Origin of the sequence: Variovorax sp. W2I14, from assembly GCF_050435205.1 — a bacterium.
Taxonomy (GTDB): domain Bacteria; phylum Pseudomonadota; class Gammaproteobacteria; order Burkholderiales; family Burkholderiaceae_C; genus Variovorax; species Variovorax paradoxus_C.
The window spans coordinates 1-21,914 of record NZ_JBNDJX010000001.1 but is presented as its reverse complement, the minus strand read 5'-3'; the positions used below and the strand labels follow the sequence as shown (position 1 = coordinate 21,914).

Annotated in this window: 16 protein-coding genes; 3 read left to right on the top strand and 13 right to left on the bottom strand. The window is 67.0% G+C overall.

Features of this window, described 5'->3' with window-relative positions; all coding sequences use genetic code 11:
* The first annotated feature begins 257 nt into the window (after positions 1 to 257).
* From QF040_RS00080 to tssA, 3 genes are read left to right on the top strand one after another with little or no spacing between them, the layout of a single operon-like run.
* Positions 258 to 2,018: an ATP-binding protein gene (locus tag QF040_RS00080; protein ID WP_429609180.1), complete on the top strand. Its 1,761-nt coding sequence runs from the start codon at positions 258 to 260 to the stop codon at positions 2,016 to 2,018.
* Entirely contained in the window at positions 2,015 to 2,764 is a 750-nt protein-coding gene (locus tag QF040_RS00075) for a response regulator (RefSeq protein WP_429609179.1), read from the top strand. The genes QF040_RS00080 and QF040_RS00075 overlap by 4 nt, the downstream gene beginning before the upstream one ends.
* Positions 2,765 to 2,807: 43 nt before the next feature.
* Positions 2,808 to 4,382, top strand: a complete 1,575-nt coding sequence (gene tssA, locus QF040_RS00070; RefSeq protein ID WP_429609178.1) for a type VI secretion system protein TssA — start codon at positions 2,808 to 2,810, stop codon at positions 4,380 to 4,382.
* An 86-nt stretch (positions 4,383 to 4,468) separates the two neighbouring features.
* Here the strand turns inward: tssA and QF040_RS00065 are convergent, their stop codons facing one another.
* The 13 genes from QF040_RS00065 to leuC all read right to left on the bottom strand — a co-directional run bounded on the left by QF040_RS00065 (position 4,469) and on the right by leuC (position 21,897).
* The gene (locus QF040_RS00065; RefSeq protein ID WP_429609177.1) at positions 4,469 to 6,073 is read right to left on the bottom strand and encodes a serine hydrolase; all 1,605 of its coding nucleotides are present in this window, start codon (positions 6,071 to 6,073) and stop codon (positions 4,469 to 4,471) included.
* A 164-nt stretch (positions 6,074 to 6,237) separates the two neighbouring features.
* Positions 6,238 to 6,969, bottom strand: coding sequence for a carbonic anhydrase family protein (locus QF040_RS00060; protein WP_429609176.1), 732 nt, complete (start codon positions 6,967 to 6,969; stop codon positions 6,238 to 6,240).
* A gap of 154 nt (positions 6,970 to 7,123) precedes the next feature.
* On the bottom strand, positions 7,124 to 8,335 hold the full coding sequence (locus tag QF040_RS00055) for a M23 family metallopeptidase (protein WP_429609175.1): 1,212 nt from the start codon (positions 8,333 to 8,335) through the stop codon (positions 7,124 to 7,126).
* A complete protein-coding gene (locus QF040_RS00050; RefSeq protein ID WP_429609174.1) occupies positions 8,332 to 10,428 on the bottom strand; it encodes a hypothetical protein in 2,097 nt (698 codons plus the stop codon). The genes QF040_RS00055 and QF040_RS00050 overlap by 4 nt, the downstream gene beginning before the upstream one ends.
* A 128-nt stretch (positions 10,429 to 10,556) precedes the next feature.
* Complete coding sequence (locus QF040_RS00045; protein ID WP_429609173.1) at positions 10,557 to 11,633, bottom strand: helix-turn-helix domain-containing protein; 1,077 nt, start codon at positions 11,631 to 11,633, stop codon at positions 10,557 to 10,559.
* A 281-nt stretch (positions 11,634 to 11,914) separates the two neighbouring features.
* A complete protein-coding gene (locus QF040_RS00040; RefSeq protein WP_429609172.1) occupies positions 11,915 to 12,871 on the bottom strand; it encodes an AraC family transcriptional regulator ligand-binding domain-containing protein in 957 nt (318 codons plus the stop codon).
* 847 nt (positions 12,872 to 13,718) lie between these two features.
* Positions 13,719 to 14,846 carry a YihY/virulence factor BrkB family protein gene (locus tag QF040_RS00035; RefSeq protein ID WP_429609171.1) on the bottom strand — a complete coding sequence of 376 codons (1,128 nt, stop codon included), beginning with the start codon at positions 14,844 to 14,846 and terminating at the stop codon, positions 13,719 to 13,721.
* An 853-nt stretch (positions 14,847 to 15,699) separates the two neighbouring features.
* On the bottom strand, positions 15,700 to 16,692 hold the full coding sequence (locus QF040_RS00030) for a tripartite tricarboxylate transporter substrate binding protein (protein WP_429609170.1): 993 nt from the start codon (positions 16,690 to 16,692) through the stop codon (positions 15,700 to 15,702).
* A gap of 28 nt (positions 16,693 to 16,720) precedes the next feature.
* Positions 16,721 to 18,163, bottom strand: a complete 1,443-nt coding sequence (locus QF040_RS00025) for an MmgE/PrpD family protein (RefSeq protein ID WP_429609169.1) — start codon at positions 18,161 to 18,163, stop codon at positions 16,721 to 16,723.
* Positions 18,164 to 18,196: 33 nt separating this feature from the next.
* Entirely contained in the window at positions 18,197 to 19,189 is a 993-nt protein-coding gene (locus QF040_RS00020; protein ID WP_429609168.1) for a Bug family tripartite tricarboxylate transporter substrate binding protein, read from the bottom strand.
* Between the two features lie 49 nt (positions 19,190 to 19,238).
* Entirely contained in the window at positions 19,239 to 19,871 is a 633-nt protein-coding gene (locus tag QF040_RS00015) for a YbhB/YbcL family Raf kinase inhibitor-like protein (RefSeq protein ID WP_429609167.1), read from the bottom strand.
* A complete protein-coding gene (gene leuD / locus QF040_RS00010) occupies positions 19,868 to 20,494 on the bottom strand; it encodes a 3-isopropylmalate dehydratase small subunit (RefSeq protein WP_429614584.1) in 627 nt (208 codons plus the stop codon). The genes QF040_RS00015 and leuD overlap by 4 nt, the downstream gene beginning before the upstream one ends.
* Positions 20,495 to 20,496: 2 nt before the next feature.
* Positions 20,497 to 21,897: a 3-isopropylmalate dehydratase large subunit gene (gene leuC, locus QF040_RS00005; protein ID WP_429609166.1), complete on the bottom strand. Its 1,401-nt coding sequence runs from the start codon at positions 21,895 to 21,897 to the stop codon at positions 20,497 to 20,499.
* Between the last annotated feature and the right edge of the window lie 17 nt (positions 21,898 to 21,914).

The following is a 21,914-nucleotide window of genomic DNA, read 5'->3' as shown; positions in this document are numbered from 1 at the left end:
AATCTCCTGAAATAAGTTGGTGACGTCGATCGCAATGAATTCGGGGAACGGCATGCGCACAATTCACACGAATGTCCCCGGCGTAATCGGTGCGCGCCAGGACACGGATACCCGTAGGTCTCCAGAGCGGTGAAGTTTCAGGTTAAAAAGTATTTCAGCGTTAGTCGATGCATCTCAAAATTTTGTCGATTCGTCTCAACCGTCAATTGATTGCCTGAGTGCAGTTAAAGTCGCGCCGCAAAATGCAACCGTTACAAATGAAAGATTCGAGGCCCTCGGATTTGCGCTTCGGCGCCTCCTTGGACGCACCCGCGACCGGCCGCAATGCGGCGCGGACCGGCGGCTGGATGCGGCCGCCCGGCGCCTTCGCCGGCTGCGCCGCCCTCTCTTTCTTGCTCGGCCTTTCCTACTACTTTCCAGCCCAGGCCAGCCTGGGAATCACCGCCGACCCGTCGCTGTCCGCGCTCGCCTGGCCCGCGCCCGCAATGGGGGTGGCGTTGCTGTGGCGCCGCCGCGTGCGCGAATGGCCGCTGTATCTGCTGCTGGCGGCCGGGGCGCTGGCACTGCAAGGGATGCGAGCGCCTTCGGCCTGGTCCGCGGTCGACGTGATGCTGGCGGTGCTGACCCTCCTCCAGGTCGTGCTGGGCGCCTGGCTGGGACGGCGCTGGATCGCGCGCGACGGTCGCCTGGATTCCTCGCGCCGCCTTCTGCTGTTCGCGCTGCTGCTGCCGGTGGGCCTGTCGATGCTGCATTCGACGCTCGCCGGCGCGGTGCTGTGGTGGGGCAGCGCAGCCGACTGGCTGGCGCCGTGGCGAGGTGTCTTCGTTGCCGCCGCGGTGGCGATGCTGACGCTGGTGCCCGCGCTGCTCGCCTGGGGAACGCCGGCCGTCAGTGCGGTCTTGCGCGAGCGCAGCAACTGGTCGCCGATTGCGGTCACCTTCGCATGCCTGGCGCTGGTGTTGATTCCCGGCATACACGACGAGGTGGTGCGCACTGCCCTCACCCTGCCGCTGTGCTGGGCCGCGGTGCGCGGCGGCATTGCGCTGGTGGCGCCCCTGAATGCGGCGATCGCCATCGGCATGGTCTGCCTCACGCTCGCAGGCTTCGGGCCCTATGTGGAATACGGCTACGGCCTGTGGACCCTGCAGGTCGACCTGATCGGCATTGCCGTGCTGTCGCTGCTGCTGGCAGTTTCCATCGGCGAACGCCAGCGCATGGCCGCCAGGCTCGACCAGGCGCGTCGCTTCGAATCGCTGGGCTTCCTCGCCGGCGGCGTGGCCCACGACTTCAACAATGTGCTGGGCACGATCCGCGCCTGCGCGGAAATTGCCGGCGAGCGCATCCCGCCCGACGGTCCGGGCCAGGCCGAGCTGGCGCAACTCGCCCGCGCCACCGACCGCGGCATCGACATGACCCAGCAGATCCTGCTGGCCGCGCGCCAGGGCGACCCGACGCGCGAGTGCGTCGACCTCGGCGCGCTGATCGACGAGGCGATCGAGATGGCACGCCCGCTGTGCCCCTCGCACATCCGCATCGCGCGCGCACCCACGCCCGGGCATGGCGCGACGGAGCCTTCGCCCCTGGTGCTCGCCCATCGCGGTCAGCTGTTGCGCGCGGTGCAGAACCTGTTGCGCAACGCGGTTCAGGCGGCGCGCCAGCAGGTCACGCTCACGGTCGGCGCGCACAGCAACGCAGCCCGGCGCGAGGACCGCTTCGACATCGTGCTGGGCGATCCGTGGGCCCACGAGGCCGGCGCGCACGGCTGGGTCGAGGTCCTGGACGACGGCCACGGCATCGCCGCCGTTCACTGGCCGCACCTGTTCGATCCGTTCTATTCCACCCGTCAGGCGCAGGGCGGCTCGGGCCTCGGGCTGGCGATCGTGGCGGGCGTGGCGAGCGGGCATGGTGGCTTCGTCGGCATGGCCACGGCGCCGGGCCGCGGCAGCCTGTTCCGGCTCGAGGTACCCCTGTTCGACACGGCCGTTTCCGTACCCCCTTTGGAGAGACGATCCGCATGAAGATCGAAGCCGCAAACCCGCAACCCCGCGGGCCCGTTCTGATCGTCGACGACGACGGTTCGCTGGCCACGCTCCTTAGCAGCTACCTGGCGGGCCACGGCATCGAAAGCCACGTGAGCCGCAACGTCAAGGAGTCGCTCGAAGCCGTCGAGCAGCGCGACTACACCATGGTCCTGCTCGACCTCGGACTGCCCGACGGCGACGGTGTGGACCTGACGCGCCACTGGCGCCAGGAACACAGGTTCCCGATCATCTGCATGAGCGGTCGCGAGGACGAAGCCGACCGGGTGATGGGGCTCGAACTCGGTGCCGACGACTATGTGGTCAAGCCCTTCTCCTTGCGCGAAATGCTGGCGCGCATGCGCGCGGTGTGGCGCCGCACCGACGCGATCCGCAGCCCCGTCACGCGCGGCAAGCATCCGCGCGCCTACCGTTTCGACGGCTGGGAGCTGAACCTCAATACGCGTCGCCTGCGCGCGGGCGACGGCCGCGAGGTAGCGCTGTCGCCGAGCCAGTTCAACCTGATGGTGATGTTCCTGGGCTCCCCGGGAACGATCGTCACGCGCGAGCAGCTGATCGAGCGCACGCGCGCCTTCGACGACGTGTTCGACCGCTCGATCGACGTCCAGATGCTGCGCCTGCGCCGGAAGATCGAAGCCGACCCGAAGCGCCCCGCGATGCTGCGCACCGAGCGCGGCGCGGGCTACTACTTCGACGCGCTGTCGGTCGAGGCCATCTGGGACTGAGCGCGCCGCGCAACAAAGAGCAAAAGGAACGATCAAAGTGGACATGGCCCTGTTGGACGGCATCGGACACCAACCCGTCAATGCCCTGGCGCCCGCGGGCGGCAATGTGCGAGACGATCCGCGCTTCGACACACTGCAGCTGGAGATCGGCAAGCTCTCGAACCCGGGCGCCGACGGCCAGACCGATTGGCGGCGCGTGGCACAGCTGGCCGCGCCGCTGCTGGCCGATGGCGGCAAGGACCTGCTGGTGGGCTGCTACCTCAATGCCGCACTGCTGCAGACCGACGGCCTGCCCGGCCTGGCGGCCGGCCTGCAGGTGCTTGGCGACCTGATCGAGCATTTCTGGGATGGCATGTCGCCACCCGTCGCGCGTTTGCGCGCGCGCCGCAATGCGCTGCAGTGGCTCCTCGACCGGGCCGAACTGAGTGCCCAGGAGCGGCCATGGAGCGAGCTCGCACCGCAAGCGCCCGCGCTGGTCGCCGGCCTCCTGGCGTCCAGCCGGCGCATCGATGCCCTGCTGCGCGCCAAGGACGAGGAAGCGCCGTCGATGCGGTCGCTGCTTGCCTTGATCGATCAGGTGCCGGTGGCCGAGGACGCGCCGCCTGCGGTCGCGCCGGCGAGCGCGCCGGCGGCTGCGCGGTCCGGCGCCTCGTCGCCCACGGCTTCATCGCCCCCGGCGTCGGGCAGCCTGCCCACCACGCCGGCCGCCCTGGTCGCACCGGTACCCGGTGACGATCTCGTTGGCGCGCTGGCCCCCGCCTTCGCGCATCTGAACCAGGTGGTCGACGCCATGATGGCGGCGGACCCGTGCGATGCCCGCGCCTACCGCATCAGCCGCTTCGCCAACTGGGCCGGCGTGGATGCGCTGCCGCCCGCCACAGGCAGCATGACCCAGATCGGCGCGCCGATCTCGCAGGTCGCTGATGCGATGCGGCGCATGCAGGACGACATGGCGGAGCCGCTGGACGCCATCGGCTTCGCCGAGTCCCAGTTGCCGGCCTTTCCCTTCTGGCTGGACCTGCAGGCGCTCAGCGCCAGTGCGCTGGCCCAATTGGGTGATGCTGGCGCCGCCGCGCGGGCCGAGGTGGAGCGCGCCACCGCCGCCCTGCTGCAGCGCCTGCCCGGACTGGACGGCCTGTGCTTCGGCAGCGGCATGCCCTTCGCGAGCACGCACACGTTGGAATGGATCGGCAGCCTGGCCGGGACTGCGGGCCCAGCCGGCGGCGCCGAGCCGGGCACGAAGAGCGATGGCTTGGGCAGCGTGATGGCGCAGGCCAATGGGCTGGCAGCCAACGGCGAACTCGAAGCGGCCGTGTCGCTGCTGCAGCAGTCCATCGCCCGCGCGGCGGACGCACCCGCGCGGCTGCGCGCGCAGATCCGGCTGTGCCAGTTGCTCAGCCTGCATCGCGAGGGGCGCGTGCCGTTGCCCTTTGCCCGGCTTCTCGTCGAGAAGATCCAGCACCATGACCTGGACCGCTGGGACCCGGCATTGGCAGTCGAGGGATGGGTCGCGGCCCACGCGGTGCTGAGTCAGGACGATGCGGATCCGCTGGAGCGCCATGCGGCGCTGACGGCCATCGCCCGGCTGGACGCGGCGCGGGCGATCGCGCTGACCTGATCCGTCGCTTCTTCGGATGCGTGTCGGCTGGCATCTCCGTCCGCCGTGGGATCCGGCGCGCTGACGAGGCGCCGGGTCCCTGGAAATCAACGCGTTCGCGTGAACGTGCCTTGGGCGATGTCCTCGGCGTAGTAGTCCATCGTCAGGCTGGCGGAGACACCGGAAGCGTCGGGGTTGAAGTCGATCCTGGCGATGGAGCCCGGTGGCGCGTTCTCGCCCGACAGGTCGTAGACATAGGTGTTGCCGCTCCAGTGGCGCAGTGTGAAGACCCGCGCGCCCGTCGGCCCCATCTTCAACACCAGCGCGTTGCCGCTGACTTCGACCACCGCGTTGCCGTAGTAGCTGTTGGCATACGTGCCGGTGTAGGCGTTGCTGCCCAGCGGGGCGACCGGCTGTGCGGGCGGTTGCTTGCCGGCCAGCGAGCCCTCGGGGTTGTAGAACGGCGCGAAGGCTTTCGCGAGCACCGCGATCCAGTCCGTGGTGGTCTTGCCCGATTCGACGAGTTCCTCGAATGTCAGGTTCACGGCTTCGGCGGCGCCCACCGGTGCAGCGTTGGTCAGCGTCACGATCGCGACGCCGGCCGCCGGAATCGCCGTGAAAGCGGTGCCCGCGCCGAGCATGAAAGCGCCCGAATGCGATAGCTTGAGGCGCCCCGCCGTCGAGGTTCCGACGTTGAAGCCATAGCCATAGTGGTTCAGACGCCCGGGCGAGGGACCGGAGGTTCCGCCGTTCGCGATCTGTTCGGAGATCGCGGGCCGCAGGGCCTCGGCCGTGTAAACGGTGCGCCCCTTGTAGCTTCCATTCTGAAGGAGCAGGGTCATCCAGCGCGCGACGTCGTTGACGCTCGAGCTCACGCCGCCGGCGGGCGATTGCTCATCCGGCTGGCGCTGGTACAGCGCCTGGTAGCTGCCGTCTTTCATCACGTGCGGTGTTGCGCGGTTGGTGCGCTGCATGAAATCGACGAAGCGGGAGCTCGTTGCGTTCATGCCCAATGGGGCGTAGAGCACGCGCTGGGACAGCTCGGCCCACTCCGCGCCTGACACGGTGGCGGCAGCCTCCGCACCCGCCGTGAGCCCGAAATTGGCATAGCCGTAGCTGGTTCGAAACGGACGCAACGGCACGTAGCGCATGCGCTGCAGGATCTGCTGGCGGTCGTAGCCCAGATCCTCGAGCTTGTCGCCGGCAGCGCCCGGCAAGCCGGAGCGGTGCGCAAACAGATCGCCGATCGTGAGTTGGTAGTTGACCGCCGGGTCCGACAGATTGAAGCCGGGCAGCCGGCTCACCACAGGCGTGTCCCATGAGAGGCCCTGGGTTCCGATGATCCCGGCCACCACGGTCGCGGCGATCGGCTTGGACATCGATGCGAGCTGAAACACGGTGTCGGCATCGATGCGTTCCGGCGAACCCGACCGGCGCACGCCGAAGCCCTTGGCGTAGACGACCTGACCGTCCTTCACCACGGCCACCGCCATGCCTGGGACCTTCGTACGGCGCATGACTTCTTCCGCCACGCCGTCGAGCTTGGCGACGGCGGCATCGACCTGCGCCGAGGCGACGGGGGTCGTAATGAACGGCGCAGGCGTACTCGACGAAGCGGGCGGGACAAACACCGCTCCGCCGCCACCGCCGCCACCGCAGCCGCCCAACGCGGCACCTGCCGTCAAAAACAGCGCCTGCATGGAGCGGCGCATGGAGATAGGTTTAACACTCATCGGAGTTCAAAAGGTTGGAGGGCCGCCCGGATTCGGGCGGCCGATTGGTGAAGGTGCATTGGAATGACCAGGCAGCCACAGAGGGAGCAGGCGGGTAAAAGCAGGGATGCCGGCACAAGGTGGTGGTCGTCCCGCACGTCGCGCTAGACCAGCGTGACCTTGCCCGACGCGATGTCGTACATGGCGCCGACGATCTTGATCTTGCCTTCGGCCTCCAGCCCGGCCAGCACCGCGCTGCGCCCTCGAATGAGCGGCAGCGCCTGCTGGACGTGGGTCTTGGTCACGGCATCGACGAAGGCGTCGTTCTTCGAGGTGCGCGCACCTTGGTAGACGGTGGCGTCGATGGCCGACTTGAAGCGCGCCAGCAGCAGCGTGAGGTTGCCGAGCACGACGTTGTCGATGGCGCCCTTGGTGGCGCCGCACGCGGTGTGGCCCACGACCATCACCACCTTGGCGCCCGCCGCGGCGCAAGCGAATTCCATCGAGCCCAGGATGTCGTCGTTCACCGCGTTGCCGGCGACGCGCGCGTTGAAGGTATCGCCGATGCCCAGGTCGCAGACGACCTCGATCGGTGCCCGCGAGTCGATGCACGACAGCACGATGGCCGCCGGAAACTGGCCGCTGGCGCTCGAACGCATCTCGGCCAGGAAGTTGCGTTCCTTGTGCACGCCCGACAGGAAGCGTGCATTGCCGTCGAGCATGCTCTTGATCACCTGGTCCGGCGTCATGGCGTTGCGCTGAGCCTCGCTGAGCGATGCCGCCTCGGTGCGCAACGACGCGGTCGCCATGCCCACTCCCATCAGGGCGGCTGCGACGGAGGTGCCGAGAAAATGACGTCGGTGCGACTCGCAACAGACTGGACGCAGGCTCTTCATGAATGCTCTCAAGGGTTGTGACTCATCGAGTCTCTATGGGAACGCCGTTGCGGCGTTAGCTTGTTCGTCTCACGTTTTGGTCGATGCGTCTCACAGCGACCGGGGGTAGCCAGCGCCACCGGCCGCATGTGCCGGGGCAGCGACTGCGGCGATCTCAAGACGGGAAATCGACGATCCAGAGATCCATCGGCATCACATTCACGAATGCGCCCGGCGACGGCACGGGCTCGACGGCAATCGGCTTGCCATCGGCGATCGCCCGGTCGAACGCCGCGGTGGACACACCGCGCTGCAATGCCGTGAAGCCCTTCATCAGGTACGGAAGGCCGTTGGATGCCAGCGGGGACGGGCCGTCGTGCACATGGAAGTGCAGATGCGGCTCCGACGAGTTGCCGGAGTTGCCGACCAGCCCGAGCACCTGGCCCGCGGTCACGGTCTGCCCCACCGAGACGGCCACCGAGCCCGGACGCATATGGGCGAAGAGCGCATAGCGACCGTCGCCCAGATCCAGCACGACGTGATTGCCGTCGGCATGCTCGGGGGGCAGGTTGTCGGGCAGCGCACCCGGTGTCTGGTCCTCCAGACCGTCGAGCGCCGCGACGACCTTGCCGCTTGCCACCGCGTGGATCGGCTTGCGATAGATGTTGTAGCTGTCGACCTTCTTCGGATCCCCGACATAGATGCGGCCCACGCTGTCCAGTTGCTCCCAGTCCACGGCAAAACGCTGCGAGGTGAACAGTTGGCCGTCGAGCGGCAGGGTCGCCCGCACGTGGCGGGTGGAGTCGCAGCAGGCATCGCCGGCGATGTAGAGCGAGCCGCGCAGCGGCGGCTCCAAAACGAGCGCGGTCGGCGCGGCGGGCACCGTGCGCGCGACGATCCCGACGAAGGGATTCCCGCCCTCGAAAGCGATGGACAGACGATGCACCAGCGTCTTGGGAATGGCGGCGGCGTCCTTGAAGCTCAAGTGCATGTAGACGAGGCCGCCCTGCGCCGGGCCGAGCGTGCCCGGCGCCGTGCGTTTGTCGTTCACCGCCATGCGCTGCGCGAGGTCCGCCGGCGTCATCGACGCCACGGTGGCACCCGTGCCCGCATCGATCGCATCGATGCCTTTGATAACGGCGGCATCGCCGGCGAAGTTGTCGAGCTTCAGTTCGTAGACCAGGTGATACAGGCCGTCTGAGCCTTTCACCGGCACAGGCGTGTTCTTGACATGCATGACCACCGGCGTGACCGAGAAAGGCACGACGCCGTTGGACTGGGCATTGGCGGTGCTGCCCAGCGACATGGGCGAGCTTCCGCCGCCGCAGGCAGCGAGGGCGCACACGGCCAATGCAGCCGCCACCCCGTTCATTCGGATCTTCATCATGGCAAGTAGTCCACCGGCACCGGGAAGCTCAGGAAGTTCTTGGTCACCTGCGGATCCTTGATGTCCCTGCTTTGATTCGGATTGGCCCCGTCGCACCATCGCTTCGACTCGGAATGCACCGTGCCGTCGCTCTTGGTGACACTGCAGGACACACCGGCCTTGATCGCAGCTATGTTGCTGGGGCATTGCGTCGGATCCGCGTTCGCGGCGCACGCCGCGAATTTTTCGACGACCTGGAACGTGTACAGGTTGTCCTTCAGATCGGTAAAGCGCACCTTGACCGGATAGCTCGGAACGCTGCCCACCCGAAAGCCGGCGATCTTGCTGTTGGTCGGCATGGTCACGTCCTGCTTGTCGGCGTTGCAGTTCGGATCGCTCGCATCCTGGTTCAACGCACACACGCCGTACTTCTTGATCAGCGACTTGCCTTGGCTCACCTCGTCCGGCGAACCGATCGCCAATGCGAAGCCATCCAGATAGCTGAATTGCTTGGGGTTCTCCAGCCCGTTCGGCCCGCCAACCACGAAGACCAGGCCGTCGCCCAACTCGCTCATGAAGCCGACGGCATCATCGACCGAGAAGCCGTAGGCATTCATCTGAAGGCTCTCGTGGATCAACGAGACATACGGGTTGAAGTTGAGCTTGGGATTGCTCTGGACCGCGGCCTGCTTGTAGTTGTATTGCAGGTCGTGGATGTACATCGGCTGGATCGTTGCGTGCGTCCATCCGGGAATGCTCGTGTCGGCCAGCTTGTTGTCACCCGCGCCACAGCCCTCGTTGAACGGAACCCAGCCGTAGATGTGCTTGAGCGCCTCCATGTAGGTGAAGACCGGCTTCTCGGGGGTCGACGTCTTGCATGTATTGCCTGTGTGCAACGCCAGGTACTTCTGGTGGTTCTGTGCGAAGAACTGCTTGACCGCGTCCATCTTGGTCGCCATGTCGGCCGGGCAGCTGACCGTTTCCGTCACGTAGGCACTGAGGTCTTCGGCACCCCAGTTGACGCACGAGCCCCACAGGTTCTGCATCCGCTGCACCGCATCGCCGTAGTGCAGATTTTTCTTTTCGTCCTCCGTGCATTGGCCGGCAATGCACTTCTGCACGGTCAGCACCGGCACACCACCGCTCGCGGGCTTGACCGGCACGTTGTCGATGGCAGGCACGACCCCTTCGCGTTGCGCGAAGATGTTGTAGCCCCCTGGCAGCTTCAAGGAATTCAGGTTGTAGACCGGCCATCCCTTGCCTGTGTCGGTACCCATGAAAGTGCCCAGCGCATTGGCAAACGTGCGCAGGGATTGCACCGAACCGCTGTAGCCGATGTAGGGGTTGTTCTTGGGGCCGATGCCGATCGGCAGATAGACGTGGTCGACATACGAGATGTTGTAGCCGACGTTGTCGGGCTTGAGCAGCGGCTTTTGCCCGGCCGGAATGACGGCATCGCCGAATGTGTATTCCGACAGCTGGGCATAGATGTTTTCGGGGAATTGCACCTTGCTCGAATAGACACTCAATGCGCAGTTCGTGTTCTTTCCCTCGCAGGTGACGGCAGCCGGCGTGTCCAGCTTCTTGTCCTCTTCCTGGCGCAATCTCTCGTTGCTGTCCGCCAGCACGACCCGGCCGCCGTTCCACCAGGTGATGTAGTTCTCGGTCGACAGTTCGCTGTAGAGCGGAAGGGTTACCGTCACGGACGAATTGACCGGAATGCCGGTCCCTTCATTGACGTACAGCTTGTAGACGCTGGTGGTCGGATACAGCTTGTCATCGACGCGAAAGCAACCTCGAATCCATTCGTTCGTGGCGTTCTCGCTGGTCGACAGGACCGGATAGATGACCCGATCGGAATTGTTGTAGACAGTGATCGTCTTCGGCTTGACGGAAACGGCATTGCCGTCGAAATCCTTGCATGTGACGTTGGCCGATGGCCTGTCGCCGCCGCCACCGCCCGAGTCCGCAGGCGGCACCGCAGGCAGGAAAGCCGCTGCGTAGTTGGCGCCTCCTCCGTCGCCGCCACCGCAGGCGGACAGGGCCACCGCGGCTGCGAGCGTTGCGACGCGCAGCAAGGCGGACGCAAAGCCGTCCTTTGCCTTCGTGTTCACTAAAAATTTCATCCAATTTCTCCAGAAACCAAAACGGGCGATGGGTCAGATTTCGATTTTGCGAGAGCAACCTGCTCGTCAGGGTCGAATGTTTCATATGCAACAGATGCACATGAAACAGGGGCTGACTACTTCGCCAGACCTGCGGCGGCGCGAACGTCGCGCGGGGCCAGGTCGAATCGCTGACGAAACAGCTTGCTGAAAACCGCCGGGTCGGAAAACCCGCATGCATGGCCGATCGCGCCGATGCTCTGCCGCTTGCTGTCCGATTGCGCAAGATAGCCGAGGCTCTTCTGCAATCGCATCTCACGCAACGTGCCGTGCACGCTCGTCTCCTGCGTGGCGAACAACCGATAGAGCTGGGCGCGCGACATGCTGGTCCCGCGCGCGATGTCCGCCACGCTCAGGTCGTGGCGGTGCAGGTTGTGCTCGATGTAGCGATGCACCGCCTGGAGCCGTCCCATGTCGGGGCGCGCGCCATCGGATGTCAAGGGCGCGAACACCACCTTGAGCAACGCCTCGGCAACCTGAACGATGCCGCCTACGACCTCACAGAGATCCGCGGCGGTCAATGCGGTGGCGTGGTTTGCGAAGGTGCTGAGCTGTGCCGCGAGGAACGGCGCGAGCCCGAGGTGCTCCAGACGTTGCGCAGTGCGCACTTCGGTGGACGCGGCGTGCCCGATGCTCTGCTTGTTCCGCGGAGGCGATAGCCGGACGTAGCCGAAGCGGGCATGGTCCCAGTAACCACGGGGCGGCTGGAGGCTGTCCCAGAGCAGAACGCTGCCAGGTCCGAAACGGGCGGGGCCTGCGCTCGGATGCTCAAGGACCAGATGACCTTTCTCGATTACCCAGATGCTGACGCCGGCGTCGCTCGCGACGCTGGTCGCCGCAGGCAGGGCGCGCATTTCCGATGGCGGCACTTCGCAATAGCCCACCCAGCCATGGCGGCCCTCGCTGAAGAAGCCTTTGGCGCGAAACGGATGACCGGCAACGATCTCCAGGTTCAGGGGCGCCGCAAGCCGGGTCGCGTGTTCTCCTTGCTTCGCCATCGGCTCGACACCGCCCTGCGTCGGCGAAAGATGCCACCCGGTTGCCACGGGCGCGGGCGGGCGATCGCTCACTTCTTCGGCAAACAGGCACGAGGCGTAACGCGTCGCTGCCGCTCCCACGGCCTGCGCAGGCTGCGTGCCTGTCAGCCCGGTCATGCGCAGACTCCGCTGCGGCAGCAAATCGAACACCGCGTCACGGCGCGCACGACAAAGTGCCGCGGGCGGCGCGCAAGAAGGTGGAAGGCATCGGGCTGCGTGGCGTGAAATCGGTTTCCTAGGACGATAGGAGCGCCCCAAGCGACCGACAAGCACCGAACACGACAGCACCACTATCCCTGCGCGCCACCGGCCGCGCGCACAGCCACACGCACCACCGCGCACCATCACCGCACCACGGCACGCACGAGCAGCGCATGCGCGCCGCCGGCCAAGCGACTTCAGCGCGTCTGTCTGAAATCCGCCGGGGTCTTGCCGGTCCAGCGCTTGAAGGAGCGGAAGAATGAGTTGGGTTCGGAGAACCCGAGCAGATAGGCGATCTCGGTCAGGGTGGCGCGCCCTGCGGATAGGTAGCGCTGTGCCATTTCGAGGCGGACTTCGTCGAGCAGGGTTGAAAAGCGCACGCCCTCCTCGGCCAGTCGGCGCTGCAGCGTACGGGCACTGAGGAAAAGCGCGCGCGAGACGCTCTCGATGTCGGGCACGTCGCCATGCAACTGCCGCTCCAGGATTTCGCGCACCGCCGCCGCGGTGCCGTTGCCTGGAGTCGTGTGGGTCTGCAGGTCGCGTTCAGCCGCGTCCTCGAACATCGCAGCCACGCGCTGGTTGGCGCTAACCAACGGCAGATCGAGGTCGGCACGCCGGAACACGATGGTGTCGTGCGGCTGGTCGAACAGCGCGGGACAGCCAAAGGCACCGGCGTACAGCGCGTGATAGGACGGCCGCTCCTTGAGGGTCACCCGCACCGGCATGATCGCGCGCTCGGTAAAGGTGCGCCCGAAGATCAACAGTGTGCCCATCTGGATGTCCAACCGCGACCGGCTGTAAGGGCGCAGAGGTCCGTCATAGCGGATTCGGACCTCGCACTCTTCAGCGCCTAGGTGCAGATCGATCTGGCATGCCGAAACCAGCGCGTTGTATCGGGCAATGCGGGCCAGGGCCGCACCGAAGCTCGAGCTCAACATGCCGGCAAACCCCACCACGCCGAACAATTCCGAGCGCATCGGCTGCAGCCCGACGGCGAGCCCCGCCGCCGGATTGCCGGCTTTCTCGTACATCACGACAAAGGCTCGGTCGGCCTGTTCGCTGGTGAGCGGTTTCCTCAGACCGTCGGCTTCGAGACCGGCAAGAGCCGCCACCTCATCCAGATTGATACCGGCCTTTTGCAGGCCGTCGAGCATGTTGAGAGGTAGGCGGGCCGGCGTCATAGCGATGGGTCAAAGGGGCTCGCATCTTGCGAGCGCGGGTTTCGTGTGGCGTCGAATATAGGTGTCCACGTCGAAGCCGCAACCATTGGGAAAAGTAGCCCCACCTGCTGCCTTCCTACTTAATCAGGATGTCGCATTTTCGACCGCGTTCAACCACTTGCTGCCGATGAACTGCTGGATATCTTTGACCCCCAGGAGGTCGGATCCTCTGTGCGAAGTGATGAACGAGCGCCCGCTGTCGGGGCGACGAAGAAGGATGAAATCAGCTCGGGCCAGGCTGCAGCGTCAAGCGCACCCCGAAGGGATCCGGCCAACTCGCGCACGGTGCGAGGGACAACTGCAGAAGACGCATCAAGTTCGGCGATGGCACATGCGTTGCGCGCCGTGCGGTACGAAAGGCTTGCCTTTGTGAGTGACGCTGCCCGGGCTGCTACTTTGGGTCTACTTTTTTCATAGCGCCTCCTTCCGGTGATCGCACGGCGTGTGCGGCCAGATGCATTGCCGGGTCGCGGCGGATTCTGCGTCGTCTCGCCAGCGATTGCACCTTACTCCTTCTTGCAATGCTGCGGCTCGGTCACGCTTTCCCAATCGGCTGACGTCCGACCGGCTGCCACGCATGCACAGTGCGCGCTGCATCAACGCGCTCGACGCCGGAGTCGACGGTCATTTTGCAGAGCCGGCGGATCTTCAAAGCTGCTGGCGACGTTACAGCCCCTGTCGGGGAGCCCTGAGGCTTCTTGAAAAGGCACGAGGCATTTTTTAGAGCTGGCGCGAGAACTTAGCCCCGCACTCAATGACACGGCGGGGCTCGCCGAAACGGCTACCTCGGTCGTAGCGGACCTCGCTTTCGCAACTTCGCATGCTTCTCACGATTGCGGCTCATCCGCGCCAGGAACGCGCTTACAAGACTGACGATGGCGAACTCGATGATCTGCTGCATTAATACGGTCTTGGCCTTGTGCGTTTGAGCCTCGATCATCCGTTGTTGCTTCCCGATCTCCGACGTCACATGGACGGTGGAGTCGGTCCCTTTTTCGGCTTGCAAAGCAGCCGAATCCGTAGCAGCCTGCGCCTTGGCAGCGGCCACCGAACCATGGGCGGTGGCATAGATCTTGGTGAACTCGGCGCCCAGCAAAAAGATCTGTGCGGCGTAGTACACCCATGCCAGCAACACCACCAGGGAGCCGGCCGCGGCAAACGATTCGTTGACCCCACTTTTCCCGAGATAGAGCCCGATCAGAACCTTTCCGACCTCAAAAAGCACGGCGGTCACGATGGCGCCGATCCAGACGTCATGCCAGCGGATGGGCGCGCTCGGCATGAACTTGAAGATCATCGCGAACAGCAGGGTCAGGATGCCCAACGAAACCAGGACGTTGAGTCCCTGGAGCAGGGTTTCCCAACCCGGAAACAAGCCCATGCTCCAACTGCCCATGGCCGCCAGGCCAGCGCTGACGATGAGCGAGACCATCAGCAGGAACGCAAGCCCGAGGATCAAGCCGAACGACAGCACGCGCGCGCGCAGGACGCCCCATACCCCCTTGGGCTTGACCCGCTCCGGCACATGCCAGATGCGGTCGAGCGCACTCTGGAGTTCGGCAAAGACCGTGGTGGCGCCCACGACCAGAACGAAAATGCTGATTCCGCCGGCGATGAGCCCTCTAGAAGGTTCGCTCGCGCTTTTGACAAGCCCTTGGACAGCGAGCGCGCCCTCCTCGCCAATCAGCCCGGAAAGCTGAGCCGCAATTTGCCCTTGCACCGCCTCGGCGCTGAACAAGGCTCCCGCCACCGCGATGACGATCACCAGCAACGGCGCCAGCGAAAACATGGTGTAGTAGGAAATTGCTGCACCCATACTCGGCGCGAAGTCGTCGATCCATGCCGTAACAGCGTCCTTGCACAGGCGATAGAGCTGCATGAAATTCGGCTTGAGAGTTGAGGTGGTCACGGCAGGCTCCGGGTACGGCGTGAGTTTTGCGCGGCCTTTGCCATCGACCATCCGTCAACTGCGCTCGCAGAGGTAGGCGAAAGGCGCGCCATCGCGGCGATGGGTTTGTCCGGTTGCTTCCAGCTTCAGTAGCAGCTCCGGATCCACCGCCCGAGATCTCAAATCGACGCATGCTCCCTGCAACACACGGCGAGCCGCAGCGCCGCACTCCTCGTCGTCGCGGCGGGCCTCGCGTTCTCCGCGGCCGCGCAGCCCTCCGGTAACCCCAAAGGCTCGGTTTCGCCGCGTACCGGGATGCGCAGAAGGCCCCTGCATCTCGCGCACCCACCACCGGGTTCGGGGACAGCGGAAAAATCGTGCCCGACCAAGAGACGGTGAAGAGCCGCTCGCAGACGACGAATTCCTCCAGTAACGTGGGCCGGCGCGATCGACGTCCGGCGAGGCGCCGGGGCGTTCGAACAGGGGTGCCGGCCCGCAAGGTGCTGAAGCTACGACCAAGCCTGCTCCGCAGTGCCCCCTTCCGTCTCTCTCGCCAACTTCTAACCTCAAGGACCACGTCCATGGCGACCAGCAGCATCCTGGGGGATGAACGCCAAGGTGATCCGTCGCTATGGCGATTGATGATTTCGGAGCTTCCGGCATCGACAACGCTCGCGCCTTCGCAGACATCGATGCGTTCATCGGAAGCTGCGCAAATTCGAGCGCTCGCCTTTGTTGCCGTCGCAGCTTTCATCGATGCCAGTAGCTCAATCTGTTCCTCGACAGTTCGTGGCCGGGTCCATGGAGAAGTGCACTTTCTTGACGTGCGTCTCGCTCACCCCAGCCCTACTGCGATGCCGATGTCTCGCGATGTTCATTCCAGGGTCATGTGCGAAGCGGTGACGATCTGTGCCATGCGCGCGCGTTCTTCCTGCAGGAATCTTTCGAAGGCCGCGCGCGGCAGCAGCATCGGTTGCGCGCCGCCGCGTTCGGTCTGTGCGACGAGATCGGCATCTTCCTTGTAGGCAGCGATGGTCACCTCGGCAATCCGGTCGAGGATCGCGGTGGGCGTTCCCTTCGGGGCAAAGATCCCACCCCAGTGCTGCATCAGGATCGTCGGAAAACCCTGCTCCACCGTGGTGGGCACCTGCTTCAAAGGTCCCGTGCGCTCGCGCGCCGCGAGGGCCAGCGCACGCAGCTTGCCCGACTGCACGAACGCCGCCACGCCGATCGGCGCTTCGGAGGCCAAGTCGACTTCGCCGCCCACGATGGCGTTGACCGTCTGCGAGCCGCTCTTGTAGTGCACCAGCGTCACGGGTACCCCGAGCGCCGACTCGACCATCTCGGCGACGAAATGCCCGGTGCTGCCGCTGCCAGCGGTGCCGAAATTGAGACGCCCCTTCGCACGCGCCCAGGCCTGCAGTTCCTTGAGGTTCTGCACCGGCACGCCGGCGTTGGTGACCAGCACCGACGGCGCGGTGCTGGTGCCCACGACCGGCGCGAGGTCGCTCTCCGCGTAGGGCATCTTCGGCCGCAGCAGCGCATTGGCGATGGCGCCGTTGCCGGCCGAGAGCCAGGTGTAGCCGTCGGGCGCGCTCTTGGCCACGTACTCCGAGCCGATGATGCCGCCCGCTCCGGGGCGGTTGTCCACGATGATGGTCTGGTTCAGCCGCTTGCCCTGGGCCTGCGCCATCGCGCGCACGTTGGTGTCGCCTGGGCCACCGGCGGAGAAGGGCAGCACCAGGCGGATCGGCTTGCCTCCAGGCCAGGGCTCCTGCGCGCGGGCGGGCATGGCCGCGGCGCCCGCAAGGGCCAGCAGGCCGAGAGAGAAGCTGCGGCGATCGTGGCGAGGCGATGTGTTCTTCATGATGGCTTGTTTCCTTTCAGGGACCGCTTCAGTCGAAGGCCGCCGCAACCGGCGGCGCCAGCAGCGCGAGCAGCTCGCGCACATCGGGCAAGTCTTCGATGGAGCGCGTCATGTCCTCGATGGCCCGCTGTCGCGCGCTGTCGATCAGTCCGTCGGTCAGCATGCGGTACTTGGCCGCGACCGCGTCATCGGACTGCGGCGACTCGATGGCGCGCGAGGCATTGCGCTCGATCTGGATGCGCTGACCGTCAGTGAAGGTCACGGCCAGCCGCACGCGGCCGCGCTTGAGCGGTCCGCCCGCATCGAACTCGGGCTGGTGCCGCACCTCGATGCGCGGCAGCAGCGCCCACACGTCGTCGGCATCGATGCGTGCCGGCGCGAACTGCCTGACCATCGCCGCGCCGTCGAGTACCGCGACCGCCAGTGCGTAGCCGATGTTCATCTGCGCGCCGATGGGCGTGAGCGGCCGCTCGGGCACCCACCAGCCGTGGTGGTAGACCGCATGGCTCACCTCGACCTCGATGCGCGCGATTTCCTCGGCCTTGAGCTTGCGCTGCGCGCCCGCATCGAACAGCGCATCGAGCGGCGAGTGGATGCCGCCCATCGCCGCATAGGGCTTGATGACGATGCGCTCCACCTCCCAGCGCTCGCCCAGCGCCTCGGTGATCTTCGAGGCGTCGGGATCGTGGCCTTCGCCGAACGTGGAAAGAAAGCCGCCGTACTCGCGCTCGAACACACGCTTGATGCCGGTGTAGCCGCCTTCCGCCAGCACCGCCGCATAGAGCCCGTTGCGCGCCGAGAAGCCGTGGTGCATGCGCTTGCACATCGCCTCGTACTGCGCGGCCATGAGGCCGGCCGACTGCGTGCCCGCGAGCCCCAGTGCGTCCTCGAAGCGCGCCGCATCCAGTCCCAGCAGCTTGCCCACCGAAGCGGCCGCCGCGTGCGTGCCGAACACCGACCCCGAATGCCAGCCGCGCGACAGCATCTGCGCGCCATGCAGCGCCATGCCCACGCGCGGGCCGACTTCGTAGCCGGCCATCGCGGCTTCGAGGAACCGCCGGCCGCTGACCTTCAGTTCGCCCTCCGAGGCGGCCCACAGCGCGGGCAGCACGATCGATGCGCTGTGCAGCGGGCCGAGCGGGTGGTAGTCGTCCAGCTCGAAGCCCTGGATGAAGGTGCCGTTGAGCAACGCCGCGCCTGGCGCGCTGGTGCGTGCGCCCCAGCCGACGATGGTGCGATCGCCGCGGCCTTCGAACTTCTGCACGATGTGGGCGGCGGTGCGCGACCACGGCAGTTGCGCGCCGACGATGGCGCAGGCGATGCCATCGAGCGTGAGCGCCTTGGCGCGCTCGCGGGCGGAAGCGGGCGCGTCGTCGAGGCGAAAGCCGGCGAGCCAGTGCGCGAGGCGCCCGGTGGGACCCGCGGGGTCGGTGGCGTGGGTGGTGTCAGGGGTGGGAGCGGCTGCTTGCATCAAGGATTTCCGTTTCGATGAGTGAGGGGCTGGCTATTCGAGCGGATAGAGCTTCACGAGCGCAGCGAGGCGATCGCTCTCCTGGCGCACCTGCGCGGCGAACGCGGCCGGCGCATTGACCACCGGCTCGGCGCCGGCCGCGGCGATGGTCTTCTGCACATCGGTGTCTTTGACCGCCTCGCGCAGCGCGACGACGATGCCTTGCGTCACGCTCGCCGGCGTGCCCTTGGGCGCGAACAGCCCGAACCAGGTCACCGACTGGAACTGCGGGTAGCCGGCCTCGGCGGTGGTCGGCACCTCGGGCAGCGCGGCTGCACGCTTGGGCCCTTGCGTGGCGAGGATCTTCAGCGTGCCGGCCTTGTAGTGGGGCAGCGCGGCGGTGATGCCGGTGAACGCCATGTTGACGTTGTTGGCGATCATGTCGGTCACGATCGCGCCCGTGCCGCGGTAGTTGACGACGATCAGGTTCGGCAGGCCCGCCTCGGCCGCGAGCTGTTTGGCCGAGATGCGCGCCGTCGACTCGCCGGTGCCGAGCGAGCAGGGCTGCGCGGCCGTCTTGCAGTACTGGACGAACTCGCCGAAGGTCTTCACCGGCAGCTTCGCGCTCACGACCACGGCGGCGGGCGATTGCGAGACGGCGGTCACCGGCTCCAGCCGCGCGAGCGGGTCGATGCCCTTGAGACCCGGCGTGTATTTGGTGACGACGATGGAGGGCACCTGGAGCAGCAGCGTGTAGCCGTCGGGCCTGGCTTCCATCACGCGGCGTGTGCCGATCAGGCCGTCGGCGCCGGGCATGTTCTCGACGACCACCGGCTGCTTCCAGATCACGCCGAGCTGCTTGGAGACGGCGCGCGCCGTGGCGTCGGTCCCGCCGCCTGCCGAGTAGGGCACAACCAGCGTCACTGGGCGGTCGGGCTGCCAGGCTGTTTGGGCAAGGGCGGGTGGCCCGAGCGAGAGCAAGGCGGCTGCGGCAAGCAGGCCGGTGCCCGGTGGTGGCTTTCGATTTCTGAAGCGTTCGAGGATCATGTTGTCTCCGTCTTTTTGAACTGAATGGAACCGGGGGCGTGCAGCAGGTTCAGGGCGAAGGTGCGATCGGGCGACCTCGCCAGTCCCGGCGGTAGGCCCCATCGACCCGGCCGCGCGCCAATGCGTGCACGCGCAGCCAGGGCAGCAGCGTGGTGTCGCGCGACAGGCCTGCGGGCGGGGCCGTACCGAGCGCGTAGAGCTGGAACACATAGCGGTGCGGACCGTGCCCGGGCAGCGGGCGGGGGCCGTCGTATCCGTCGCGGCCGAGGCCGTTGGGCGCCAGTGCCACACCTGCAGGCGCGTGGCCGACGTTCAGTGCGCCTTCGGGCAATGCATCGAGCGGGCGCGGCCCCCACGCCAGCAAGTGCGTGATGGCGCGTGACATCGGCACGTCAGGGTCTTCGCACAGGAGCAGCCAGTGCGTGGCCTGCGGTGGCAGGGCATTCCATGCGAGCGCGGGGGAACGGTTGTCGCCGACGCCCTCCCCCGCATGCCGCAGCGCCATCGCGGCGCCATGCGCGAAGTCCGGGCTGCGCAACGCGAGCGTGACAGGCAGCTTCGCCAGCACATCGTCGCTGGAGGCCAGGCTCGCATCGCCGGCATGCCGGCCGCGCGTGAGGAGGCCGGCCCAGCGCAGCACCCAGGGGTGATGCCGCAGCGAAGGCGTGGCGGCGGCGTTCAAGCGGCGGCTCCTTGCACGACGGGCCAGGCCCAGGGGCGGCGCACCCGGTCGGCCTGCTGCCATTCGCGAATGAGTGCATCGTCCTTCAGCGTGAGGCCGATGTCGTCCAGCCCGTGCAGCAGCGCCTCGCGGCGCAGCGGGTCGACGTCGAAGGGCGACACTCGTCTGTCGGGTGCGGTGACGGTTTTCGCATGCAGGTCGACGGTGACTGGCGCGCCTCCCGCGCACTGCGCGGCCAGAGCCTCGACCTGCGCCATCGGCCAGCGCACCGGCAGCACGCCGTTCTGGAAGCAGTTGTTGAAGAAGATGTCGCCGAAGCTCGGCGCGATCACGCAGCGGATGCCCAGCCCCATCAGCGCCCAAACGGCGCCTTCGCGCGAGGAACCGCAGCCGAAGTTCTCGCCGGCCAGCAGCACGGGGGCATTGCGAAAGGCCGGCTGGTTGAGCACGCAGGCCGTATCTTCGCTGCCGTCCGGCCGAAGGCGCAGCGCCTCGAAGGCGTAGGGGCCGAGCTGGTCGCGCTGGAACGCGGTGAGCCGCTCGATGCGCACGATCACGTCGGTGTCGACGTTGGCGCGCATCAGCGGTGTTGCGGCGCCGGTGACTGCGGTGAAAGGCGTCATGGTCATGCGAGCGTCCTCACGTCGGTGATGCGGCCGGTGACGGCGGCGGCCGCGGCCATCGCGGGGCTCGCGAGGTGCGTGCGTGCACCGGGCCCCTGCCGGCCGACGAAGTTGCGGTTGGAGGTGGACACGCAGCGCGCCTGCGGCGGCACCTGTTCGCCGTTGGCGGCCACGCACATGCTGCAGCCGGGTTCGCGCCACTGGAAGCCGGCAGCCTCGAACACTTCGCGCAGCCCTTCGGCCTCGGCCGCGCGCTTGACGTTCTCGGAGCCGGGCACCACCCAGGCGGTGACGCCGTCGGCCACGCGCCGGCCGCGCGCCACGTCGGCCGCGGCGCGCAGGTCGGGCAGGCGGGAGTTGGCACACGAGCCGATGAAGACCCAGTCGACCGGCGTGCCCGCGATGGCCGCGCGAGGCGCAAGGCCCATGTAGGCGAGCGCGGCCTCGATGGCGCCGCGCGTTGCCGCGTCCGGGGCGCTGGCCGGGTCGGGCATGTGGCCGTCGATGGCGATGGCATCCTCGGGGCTGGTGCCCCAGGTGACGGTGGGCGCGACCGCGGCGGCGTCGATGACCTCTTCGCGGTCGAACTGCGCGCCTTCGTCGGAGGCCAGCGAAAGCCAGTGCGCAGCGGCCGCTTCGAAGACCGCGCCCGTGGGCGCGAAGAGGCGTCCGCGCACCCACTCGACAGTGCGTTGGTCGGGGGCGATGAGCCCGAAGCGCGCGCCCAACTCCACCGTGAGGTTGCACAGCGTGAGCCGCGCCTCTACGTCCAGTGCGCGCACCGCCTCGCCCGCGAACTCGATCGCATGGCCCACGCCGGCCGCGGCGCCGAGCGTGCTGATGATGTGCAGCGCCAGGTCCTTCGCGGTGACGCCCGCGCCGAGCACACCGTCGCAGCGGACGCGCATGCGCCTGGGTTTCTGCTGCCGCAGCGTCTGGGTGGCGAGGGCGTGCGTGCTTTCGGAAGAGCCGACGCCGAACGCCAGCGCACCGAGGCCGCCGTTGGTGCACGTGTGGCTGTCGCCGCAGATCACCGTGAGGCCGGGCAGCACGATGCCCAGTTCGGGCCCCATCACATGCACGATGCCTTGGCCCGGCTGGCCCAGGTCGTAGAAGCGCACACCCGATTTCGCGCTGAGATCGCGCAGCGCGCCGTGCAGTCGGCCGCCGAGCGGGAAGGTGCCGGGGGTGCGGCCCGGCTGGCTCGAGGCGGCGTGATCGGGCGTGGCGAAGTCAAGCTCCGGGTTGTGCAGCGGCAGCCCGCGCGCCGCCACCTCGGCCATCGCGGGCGGACCCGAGAGGTCGTGCAGCAGGTGGCGGTCGATGTGCAGCAGCGCCCAGCCGTCGCCGAGCTCGCGCACGACGTGCGCGTCCCAGAGCTTGTCGAACAGGGTGCGGGGCATGTCAGCGCTGCTCCATG